The organism is Pantoea sp. UBA5923 (assembly GCF_002431095.1).
GTDB classification, from domain to species: domain Bacteria; phylum Pseudomonadota; class Gammaproteobacteria; order Enterobacterales; family Enterobacteriaceae; genus Pantoea; species Pantoea piersonii.
In genome coordinates this window covers 84,330-93,471 of record NZ_DJDN01000078.1, presented here as the reverse complement: position 1 = coordinate 93,471, position 9,142 = coordinate 84,330, and the positions used below count along the sequence as shown (strand labels likewise).

At 60.2% G+C, this 9,142-nt stretch carries 8 protein-coding genes, 1 pseudogene and 1 other annotated feature; of the genes and pseudogenes, 8 read left to right on the top strand and 1 reads right to left on the bottom strand.

What is annotated here, in order from left to right; all coding sequences use genetic code 11:
- The 4 genes from B3797_RS17745 to htpG form a co-directional block, all read left to right on the top strand.
- Positions 1 to 1,583, top strand: a 1,583-nt coding sequence (locus B3797_RS17745; RefSeq protein ID WP_311791774.1) for a DNA polymerase III subunit gamma/tau, incomplete at its 5' end; no start/stop codon positions are given.
- Positions 934 to 995 (top strand) — a sequence feature (DnaX frameshifting element). (Overlaps the previous gene by 62 nt.)
- Positions 1,584 to 1,638: 55 nt before the next feature.
- The gene (locus tag B3797_RS17740) at positions 1,639 to 1,968 is read left to right on the top strand and encodes a YbaB/EbfC family nucleoid-associated protein (protein WP_081139342.1); all 330 of its coding nucleotides are present in this window, start codon (positions 1,639 to 1,641) and stop codon (positions 1,966 to 1,968) included.
- On the top strand, positions 1,968 to 2,573 hold the full coding sequence (gene recR / locus B3797_RS17735; RefSeq protein ID WP_120451321.1) for a recombination mediator RecR: 606 nt from the start codon (positions 1,968 to 1,970) through the stop codon (positions 2,571 to 2,573). Before B3797_RS17740 ends, recR begins: the two co-directional genes overlap by 1 nt.
- A 98-nt stretch (positions 2,574 to 2,671) precedes the next feature.
- Entirely contained in the window at positions 2,672 to 4,546 is a 1,875-nt protein-coding gene (gene htpG, locus B3797_RS17730) for a molecular chaperone HtpG (RefSeq protein WP_311791773.1), read from the top strand.
- A gap of 189 nt (positions 4,547 to 4,735) precedes the next feature.
- Here htpG and B3797_RS17725 read toward each other — a convergent pair whose 3' ends face one another.
- On the bottom strand, positions 4,736 to 5,605 hold the full coding sequence (locus B3797_RS17725; protein WP_311782064.1) for a LysR substrate-binding domain-containing protein: 870 nt from the start codon (positions 5,603 to 5,605) through the stop codon (positions 4,736 to 4,738).
- 171 nt (positions 5,606 to 5,776) lie between these two features.
- Here B3797_RS17725 and B3797_RS17720 point away from each other — a divergent pair, with 171 nt between their 5' ends.
- The 4 genes and pseudogenes from B3797_RS17720 to B3797_RS17705 all read left to right on the top strand — a co-directional run.
- Positions 5,777 to 6,622, top strand: a complete 846-nt coding sequence (locus B3797_RS17720) for a DUF6024 family protein (RefSeq protein WP_311791772.1) — start codon at positions 5,777 to 5,779, stop codon at positions 6,620 to 6,622.
- Between the two features lie 143 nt (positions 6,623 to 6,765).
- Positions 6,766 to 7,410 (top strand): adenylate kinase, encoded by a 645-nt coding sequence (adk, locus tag B3797_RS17715; RefSeq protein ID WP_126689271.1) that lies wholly within the window; start codon positions 6,766 to 6,768, stop codon positions 7,408 to 7,410.
- Positions 7,411 to 7,521: 111 nt separating this feature from the next.
- Positions 7,522 to 8,481, top strand: a complete 960-nt coding sequence (gene hemH, locus B3797_RS17710) for a ferrochelatase (RefSeq protein ID WP_311782062.1) — start codon at positions 7,522 to 7,524, stop codon at positions 8,479 to 8,481.
- Positions 8,482 to 8,537: 56 nt separating this feature from the next.
- Positions 8,538 to 9,142, top strand: a pseudogene (locus tag B3797_RS17705) (inosine/guanosine kinase); the annotation flags it as partial.

The window sequence follows — 9,142 nt, the reverse complement described above, 5'->3', positions numbered from 1 at the left end:
AAGTGCATATGTTGTCGCGCCACAGTTTTAACGCGCTGCTGAAAACGCTTGAAGAGCCGCCTTCGCACGTTAAATTTCTGCTTGCCACCACCGATCCGCAAAAGCTGCCGGTAACCATCCTCTCCCGCTGCCTGCAGTTTCATCTCAAGGCGCTGGATGTCGAACTGATCCGCAAACAGCTCGATTACGTGCTGCAGCAGGAGCAGATCGAGAGCGAACCGCGCGCGCTGCAGCTGCTGGCGCGCGCCGCCGACGGCAGCATGCGCGACGCGCTCAGCCTGACTGATCAGGCGATCGCGATGGGGCAGGGCGTCGTCAGCGGCGCTATTGTCAGCCAGATGCTCGGCACGCTGGACGACGAGCAGCCGCTGGGTCTGATTGAGGCGCTGGTAGAAGGCAGCGGCGAACAGGTTATGACGCTGCTCAACCAGGCTGCGTCGCGCGGCGTGGAGTGGGAAGCGCTGCTGGTGGAGATGCTGCGTCTGCTGCACCGCATCGCCATGGTGCAGCTGCTGCCCGGCTCGATCAATGATGAAGAAGAGAGCCACGCGCCGCGGCTGCGCGAACTGGCGCGCGTCGTGCCGCCCGCCGACGTTCAGCTCTATTATCAGACGCTGCTGATGGGGCGCAAAGATCTGCCGCTGGCGCCCGATCGCCGCATGGGCGTCGAGATGACGCTGCTGCGCGCGCTGGCTTTTCATCCGCAAACGGCGATTGCCGAGCCGGTCGCGCGACCGGCAATGACGCCGCAGGCGGAGCCGCAGCCAGTCGCCGCGCCGTCGCCGCAGGCCGCCGCACAGCCGCAGATGGCACCGCCCGCGCCACCGCCGGAACCCATTGCGCCGCCGGTCTCCGCACCGCCGGCCGCCGCGCCGGACGGCTCGTTCTCTGATACCACCAGCCAGCTCCTGCAGGCGCGCACACAGCTGCTGCGCCAGGGGGCCAGCAAACCAAAAAAGAGTGAGCCGGCAGCGTCCCTGACGCGGCCGGCCAACTCCGCGCTGGAGCGCCTGGCATCCGTCACCGAACGCGCGCAGGCGCGTCCGCGGGAAACGGCGCCGGCGAAAAAAGAGGCGTACCGCTGGAAAGCGCAAACCCAGGTCGAAGCGGCGCCCGAACCGGTAGCGACGCCAAAAGCCTTGCGTTCGGCGCTTGAGCATGAGAAAACCCCTGAGCTGGCGGCGCGCCTGATGGAAGAAGCGCAGCAGCGCGACGCCTGGGCGGCGGAAATCGCCGCGCTGCCGCTGCCCAAGCTGGTGCAGCAGCTGGCGCTGAATGCCTGGAAAGAGAGTACAGAACAGGGCGTTTGTCTGCATCTGCGCTCCACTCAGCGTCATTTGAATTCCACCTCAGCGCAGCAGGTGCTCGCTGCGGCGCTGAGCGACGCCGCCGGGCAGCCAGTTGAACTGACTATCATTGAAGATGATAATCCTGCGGTATTGACGCCACTTGAGTGGCGGCAGGCCATTTACGAAGAGAAGCTGGCGCAGGCGCGACAGTCTATCATTAGCGATACGCACATTCAGACGCTGCGCCGGTTCTTTGACGCCGATCTGGATGAAGAGAGTATCCGACCCGTTTGACCACGCTGCCGCTGTCTCATGGATAGCGATGCGGCCTTAGCTGAGAGAGAAAACTATGTTTGGTAAAGGCGGACTGGGCAACCTGATGAAGCAGGCCCAGCAAATGCAAGACAAAATGGCCAAAGTCCAGGAAGAGATCGCCGCGCTGGAAGTTACCGGCGAATCGGGCGCAGGCCTGGTGAAAGTGACCATCAACGGCGCGCACAACTGCCGTCGCGTGGAGATCGATCCCAGCCTGCTGGAAGATGACAAAGATATGCTGGAAGATCTGGTCGCCGCCGCATTCAACGATGCCGCTCGCCGTATCGACGAAACGCAGAAAGAGAAAATGGCCTCTGTTTCCGCCGGTATGCAGCTGCCGCCCGGCTTTAAGATGCCGTTTTGATGCAAACCAGTCCACTGCTTGAATCTCTGATGGAGGCGCTGCGCTGCCTGCCCGGCGTTGGGCCGAAGTCGGCGCAGCGCATGGCGTTTCAGCTGCTGCAGCGCGATCGCAGCGGTGGCATGCGGCTGGCGCAGGCGCTTACGCGTGCAATGTCTGAAATCGGCCACTGCGCCGACTGCCGCACCTTCACCGAGCAGGAAATTTGCACCATCTGCGCCAATCCGCGGCGTCAGCAGAACGGGCAAATCTGCGTGGTGGAAAGCCCGGCGGATATTCACGCCATTGAGCAGACCGGTCAGTTCGCCGGACGCTACTTTGTCCTGATGGGCCATCTTTCCCCGCTGGACGGCATTGGCCCGCAGGATATCGGGTTAGACCGTCTTGAGCAGCGGCTGGAGAAAGAAACCCTGAAGGAGGTGATCCTCGCCACCAACCCTACGGTTGAAGGCGAAGCGACGGCCAACTATATCGCCGAGCTGTGCGGCCAGTACGGCGTCGACGCCAGCCGCATCGCTCACGGCGTGCCGGTAGGCGGCGAGCTGGAGATGGTTGATGGCACGACGCTGTCGCACTCGCTGGCCGGGCGTCACAAGATTACTTTCTGACCGCTTGCCGACGTCGTTAACGACGTCGGCTTGAAATTTTCCGCACCATCCCCACATCAACCTCAACGTTCGTTCAACCTGATTCCGTTGAGGTAACAATGACCATGAAAGGACAAGAGACGCGTGGCTTTCAGTCAGAGGTAAAACAGCTTCTGCACCTGATGATCCATTCCCTCTACTCAAACAAAGAGATTTTCCTGCGCGAGCTGATCTCCAACGCCTCGGACGCTGCCGATAAGCTGCGCTTCCGCGCGCTGTCGGACGCCAGCCTCTATGAAGGCGACGGCGAACTGCGCGTGCGTCTCTCTGTTGATAAGGACAAGCGCACCCTGACGCTGTCGGACAACGGTATCGGCATGCGTCGCGATGAGGTGATTGAGAACCTGGGTACCATCGCTAAATCCGGCACTAAATCTTTCCTCGAGTCCCTGGGTTCAGACCAGGCGAAAGACAGCCAGCTGATCGGTCAGTTCGGCGTGGGCTTCTACTCTGCGTTTATCGTGGCGGACAAGGTCTCGGTCCGTACGCGTGCCGCAGGCGCGGCGGCGGATGAGGGCGTGTTCTGGGAGTCGGCGGGCGAAGGCGAATATACCATCGCCGATATCACCAAAGCCGATCGCGGTACCGAAATCACGCTGCACCTGCGTGAAGGCGAAGATGAGTTCCTCGACGCCTGGCGCGTGCGCAGCATTATCGGCAAATACTCCGATCACATCGCGCTGCCGGTGGAAATCGAAAGCAAAGATGAAGAGAACGACACCACCACCTGGGAGAAGATCAACAAAGCCCAGGCGCTGTGGACGCGCAATAAGTCTGAAATCAGCGACGAAGAGTACAACGAGTTCTATAAGCATATCGCGCACGACTTCAGCGATCCCGCTATCTGGAGCCACAACCGCGTCGAGGGCAAGCAGGAGTACACCAGCCTGCTCTATATCCCGTCGCGCGCGCCGTTCGATATGTGGAACCGCGACCATAAACACGGGCTGAAGCTCTATGTGCAGCGCGTCTTTATTATGGATGACGCCGAGCAGTTTATGCCGAACTACCTGCGCTTCGTGCGTGGCCTGATCGACTCCAACGATCTGCCGCTGAACGTGTCGCGCGAAATCCTGCAGGACAGCCGCGTTACCCAGACCCTGCGCGCTGCGCTGACGAAGCGCACGCTGCAGATGCTGGAAAAGCTGGCTAAAGATGACGCTGAAAAATACCAGACCTTCTGGAAAGAGTTCGGTCTGGTGCTGAAAGAGGGGCCGGCGGAAGACAGCGCCAATCAGGAAGCGATCGCGAAGCTGCTGCGTTTCGCCTCAACGCACAACGACAGCGCCGATCAGAATGTATCGCTGGAAGCGTACGTCAGCCGCATGGTGGAAGGTCAGGAGAAGATCTACTACATCACCGCCGACAGCTACGCCGCTGCGAAGAGCAGCCCGCATCTGGAGCTGTTCCGCAAGAAAGGCATCGAGGTGCTGCTGCTCTCCGATCGCATCGACGAGTGGATGATGAGCTACCTTACCGAGTTCGACGGCAAGGCGTTCCAGTCAGTCAGCAAAGCGGACGAGTCGCTGAGCAAGCTGGCGGATGAAGAGAGCGAAGAGCAGAAAGAGGCGGAGAAGGCGCTGGAGCCGTTCGTGGAGCGCGTGAAAACGCTGCTGGGCGACCGCGTGAAAGAGGTGCGTCTGACGCATCGTCTGACCGATACGCCAGCCATCGTCACCACCGACGCCAACGAAATGAGCACCCAGATGGCGAAGCTGTTCGCCGCGGCGGGCCAGGCGGTGCCGGAAGTGAAGTATATTTTCGAGATCAACCCGGATCACCAGCTGGTGAAACGCGTGGCGGATACGCAGGACGACACGCGCTTCGGCGAGTGGATTGAGCTGCTGCTGGATCAGGCGCTGCTGGCCGAGCGCGGCACGCTGGACGATCCTAACCAGTTTATCCGCCGTATGAATCAGCTGCTGACGGCGTAATGAGCTAACACAACGGCCGGTAAAATACCGGCCGTTGTGTGTTAAAACGGTGCTGTTGAGGGATGATTTGCTCCTGAGCCACGCCTCCGTTCCTGAAGGCTATTACCTGCCTGTAAGTCACCTCTGGTCGTGCCCTTCTTTGCCCAGGCTACGCGCCCTTACGCGCGTGATTCACTTTCTAAACACCCCTTACTGCTGCGCCGCCTCGCGCAGCCAGTCGCGGAACAGCGTAATCTCGCCGTCGTTGCGTCGCGACTCCTTCGTCATCATCCAGGTCGCGCGATCGACGCGGACAAAGCCGAGCGGCGCGATCAGCGACCCCTCTTCAAGCTCTTTGCGTACCAGCAGACGCGGCGCCACAATCACGCCCAGCCCGTTTTTCGCCGCCTGGATGCCAAGCGTCAGGTTGTCGAAATGCTTTCCCGACCAGAAATTGCCGCGCACCTCGGCGCTTTTCGACCACTCCGCCCAGGCGTGCAGGCGCGTATCGGCGTGCAGCAAAGGAAGGGCAGCGAGATCCTGCACGCTGCGAAAGCGCGGGGCGAACAGCGGCGCACAGAGCGGCCCAAGATAATCATCACCGATCAGCGTGGCGTCGATATCGCCGTCGGGCGGCTGCTCATAGCTAAGGATCAAAACATCGACATGTTCGCTGCGCAGCTGACTCAGCTCCAGCTGCCCCTGAAAGTGAATTTCGATATCGGGATAGCGCTGATAAAAGGTGCTGATGCGCGGAATCAGCCACTGCGACAGAAAACTTGGCGCGCAGGAGACAGTCAGATGATGGCGCATGCCGGTGCGAATGCTGGCGCAGGTGGTGGAAAGTTCGCTAAAGGCTTTTTGACAGCTGAGCAGCAGGCGCTCGCCGTGTGAGGTTAACTTAACGCGTCCGTTGGTGCGCACGAAAAGCGGCTTGCCCATCCAGCTCTCCAGCTGGCGAATCTGATGGCTTACGGCGCTGTGAGTGACGTGCAGGCGTTCGGCCGCCACGCTAAAGCTGCTGTGTAACGCCGCCTGGTGAAAATGGTGCAGCGCCCTTAGCGGAGGTAGCCGGGTCATACTCATCCCCTGTGTAAAAACCTAACAGGGATTGTCAGTTTATATCATTTTAAAGTCCAGCCACATTCCCCTAACCTTGCCCGCTGATTATGGCGGGTTGACTCGCAGGCAGAGCTATGCGTGGCTCTGCACCCGCCATCACCCGAGAGATAAAAAGAGAACCACGACGCGATGGCATTTCATCCCTGGGCCGACCGACCTTCCGAGGCGCGAGACCGGTTACGTACCCTGTTGTCACGGCATTACCGGCTGGATCAGTATGATGTGTTCTTCGCCCCGTCGCTGCACGTAGCACGCATTCTGCTTTCTCAGCTTTTCCTGCGGCAGGAGCAGGCGCGCAATCAGACGCGCTACGCCACGCACTTTCCCGTCACGGAGCTGAATGTATTGCCCGCGGTGCCGCTGATGGCCGGGAATATCAATTTTATCGCGCACGTAGAACTGCCGTATGGGCGAGTGCGATCGCTGCATGAGTGCCAACATCAGGGAGTGGTTGACGTCAGCGAAAGCTTCGCCAGCGTGCTGCATGAGGAAGTGATGGCGCACGCCAGGCTGTTTGTCGCGCGCCTCGATCGGCATGCCGATCTGCCAGAAGGTCTGGTGCTGGTAGCGCTGCGCACCGCCGACTTCAGCACGCTGGTGCGCAGCGAGCTGCGGCTGTTCGAGCAGGGCTTGCCGCTGGACGCGCCGGTGCTTGCCGCGCTGGCGCGTATCAGAGAGCAAAGCTGGCGCCCTTATAACCATGCCAGCGTCAACGCGATTAGCCTTCACGCGCCGATGCTGCTCGCCTCCAGCCATACCCCAGGCGTGCCGTTCGCCAGCTTCCCCCTGCCGCGGACGCTGCTGGCCGCGCTGACACCCGCCGGCGATCTGGAGCTCTGGCCGCAGCAGGGGTATCTGCTGGTGCGCGCCAGCCAGCGCGGCAGCGGGCGAAAGCAGACCAACCTGACGCCGCAGATCGACAAAAGAGTTCAAGGGCTGTTCAGCCCTGGCGGCAAATCTGAAAAAAAGGCGTAGCCGCGCCTGTCCGCCGCCTTTTATGGAGAAACGGGCTATCGTCGCCGGGAAGGCGCCTGCGCCTTTCTTGTGGTGAGCGGGTCATAATGGTATGGTCTTCGCCTTCTAGATTGATCAATGCGATTCGCAAGGGGATTTACGCAATGCGTATTATTCTGCTCGGTGCTCCGGGCGCAGGTAAGGGCACTCAGGCTCAGTTCATCATGGAGAAATATGGCATCCCGCAAATCTCCACGGGCGATATGTTGCGTGCGGCGGTTAAAGCCGGCACCGAGCTCGGCAACCAGGCGAAAGCCATTATGGACGCCGGTAAACTGGTAACTGACGAGCTGGTTATCGCGCTGGTAAAAGAGCGTATCGCGCAGGAAGACTGCAAAAACGGTTTTCTGCTGGACGGTTTCCCACGCACCATTCCGCAGGCGGATGCGATGAAAGAGGCCGGCATTAAAATTGACTGCGTGCTGGAGTTCGCCGTGCCGGACGAGCTGATCGTCGATCGCATCGTTGGCCGTCGCGTACATGCGCCGTCAGGCCGCGTTTATCACGTTAAATACAATCCGCCGAAAGTGGAAGGTCATGATGACGTTACCGGCGAAGAGCTGACCACGCGTAAAGACGATCAGGAAGAGACTGTGCGTAAGCGCCTGGTGGAATACCATCAGCTGACTGCGCCGCTGATTGCCTACTACAGCAAAGAAGCGGAAGCGGGCAACACCGCTTATCACAAAATCGACGGCACTCAGCCGGTCGCCGACGTCAGCAAGCAGCTGGCGCGCATTCTCGGCTAACGCCTCTGGGGCTGGCAGTGCCAGCCCCTTTTGCAGTAATTGCTTTTCCCTTCCCCGGTTTCCGCTACAATTCCTCCTGTTTTCACGCATCTTCGCTATCAAGGAATAACAATGAGGCAAGACAAGCCCGGCGTGTTACTGGTTAATCTCGGTACGCCAGACGCGCCCACTACAGCTGCTGTAAAGCGCTATTTGAAACAGTTTCTCAGCGATCCTCGCGTCGTGGATACGCCGCGCTGGCTCTGGTGGCCGATCCTCAATGGTGTCGTGCTGCCATTTCGCTCGCCTCGCGTATCGAAGCTTTACGCCTCCGTCTGGATGGAGGGCGGTTCGCCGCTGATGGTTTACAGCAAACAGCAGCGCGAAGCGCTGGCGGCGCGCGTCGATATGCCGGTCGAGCTGGGCATGAGCTATGGCAACCCCAGCCTGCAGAGCGCGGTGGATAGTCTGATGGCGCAGGGCGTCACGCGTATGATCGTGCTGCCGCTCTATCCGCAGTTCTCCTGCTCGACCGTGGCGGCGGTCTGGGACGGTTTGTACAGCGCGTTTAAAACGGCGCGGACTATGCCGGATATTCACTTTATTCGCGACTATGCCGAGCATCCGGCCTATATCGCCGCGCTGAAAGCTTCGGTAGAGCGCTCTTTCGCGGCGCACGGCCAGCCAGATCTGCTGGTGCTCTCCTATCACGGCATTCCGCAGCGCTTCGCCAGAGAGGGCGACGACTACCCGCTGCGCTGCGCCGATACCACTGCGCTGCTGCAGCAGGCGCTGGGCCTGCGCGACGATCAAATTATGATGACCTTCCAGTCGCGCTTTGGCCGCGAACCCTGGCTGCAGCCCTACACTGACGAAACCATGCAGGGGCTGGCGAAGAAGGGCGTTAAGCATGTGCAGGTGATGAGCCCGGGCTTTGCCGCGGACTGTCTGGAGACGCTGGAAGAGATCAGCGAACAGAACCGCGAATTCTTCATACACGGCGGCGGCGAGAAGTTCGAATATATTCCGGCGCTGAACGCGGATGCGGCCCACATTGACATGATGGTGCAGCTGGTCAACGCGCGTCGTTAAAGCCGCGGCGGAGAATGTGCTATCATCCTCCGCCTGTTTTTCTGACGGCACCCATCATGAAATTTCCCGGCAAACGTAAATCCAAACACTATTTTCCCGTTAGCGCTCGCGATCCCTTACTGCATGCTGCCTCGCAGGAGGTGGAAGAGGGGAGCTGGGTCGTGGGAATCGACCAGACGCTGGTCGATATTGAGGCCAAAGTCGATGACGCCTTCCTGGTGCGCTACGGCCTGAGCGCCGGACACTCTTTAGTTATCGCCGACGACGTTGCCGAGGCGCTCTATCACGAGCTGATGCGCGATAACCTGATTAGCCACCAGTTTGCCGGCGGCACTATTGGCAATACGCTGCACAACTATTCCGTACTGGCCGACGACCGGTCGGTGCTGCTTGGCGTAATGTGCAACAATATTCAGATTGGCGGCTACGCCTATCGCTATCTCTGCAACACCTCCAGCCGAATGGATCTTAACTATCTGCAGGGCGTCGATGGCGCCATTGGCCGCTGCTTTACGCTGATCGGCGAGCAGGGCGAACGCACCTTCGCCATCAGCCCAGGGCAGATGAATCAGCTACGCGCCGAGAGCATCCCTGAAGCGGTGATTGCTGGCGCGTCGGCGCTGGTGCTTACCTCCTATCTGGTGCGCTGTGCCGAAGGGGA

Excerpts from the sequence above, each read along its gene's own strand:
- B3797_RS17725 (WP_311782064.1), bottom strand. The coding sequence starts at position 5,605 with ATGACCCGGCTACCTCCGCTAAGGGCGCTGCACCATTTTCACCAGGCG.
- B3797_RS17740 (WP_081139342.1), top strand. The coding sequence starts at position 1,639 with ATGTTTGGTAAAGGCGGACTGGGCAACCTGATGAAGCAGGCCCAGCAA.
- B3797_RS17720 (WP_311791772.1), top strand. The coding sequence starts at position 5,777 with ATGGCATTTCATCCCTGGGCCGACCGACCTTCCGAGGCGCGAGACCGG.
- htpG (WP_311791773.1), top strand. The coding sequence starts at position 2,672 with ATGACCATGAAAGGACAAGAGACGCGTGGCTTTCAGTCAGAGGTAAAA.
- hemH (WP_311782062.1), top strand. The coding sequence starts at position 7,522 with ATGAGGCAAGACAAGCCCGGCGTGTTACTGGTTAATCTCGGTACGCCA.
- recR (WP_120451321.1), top strand. The coding sequence starts at position 1,968 with ATGCAAACCAGTCCACTGCTTGAATCTCTGATGGAGGCGCTGCGCTGC.
- adk (WP_126689271.1), top strand. The coding sequence starts at position 6,766 with ATGCGTATTATTCTGCTCGGTGCTCCGGGCGCAGGTAAGGGCACTCAG.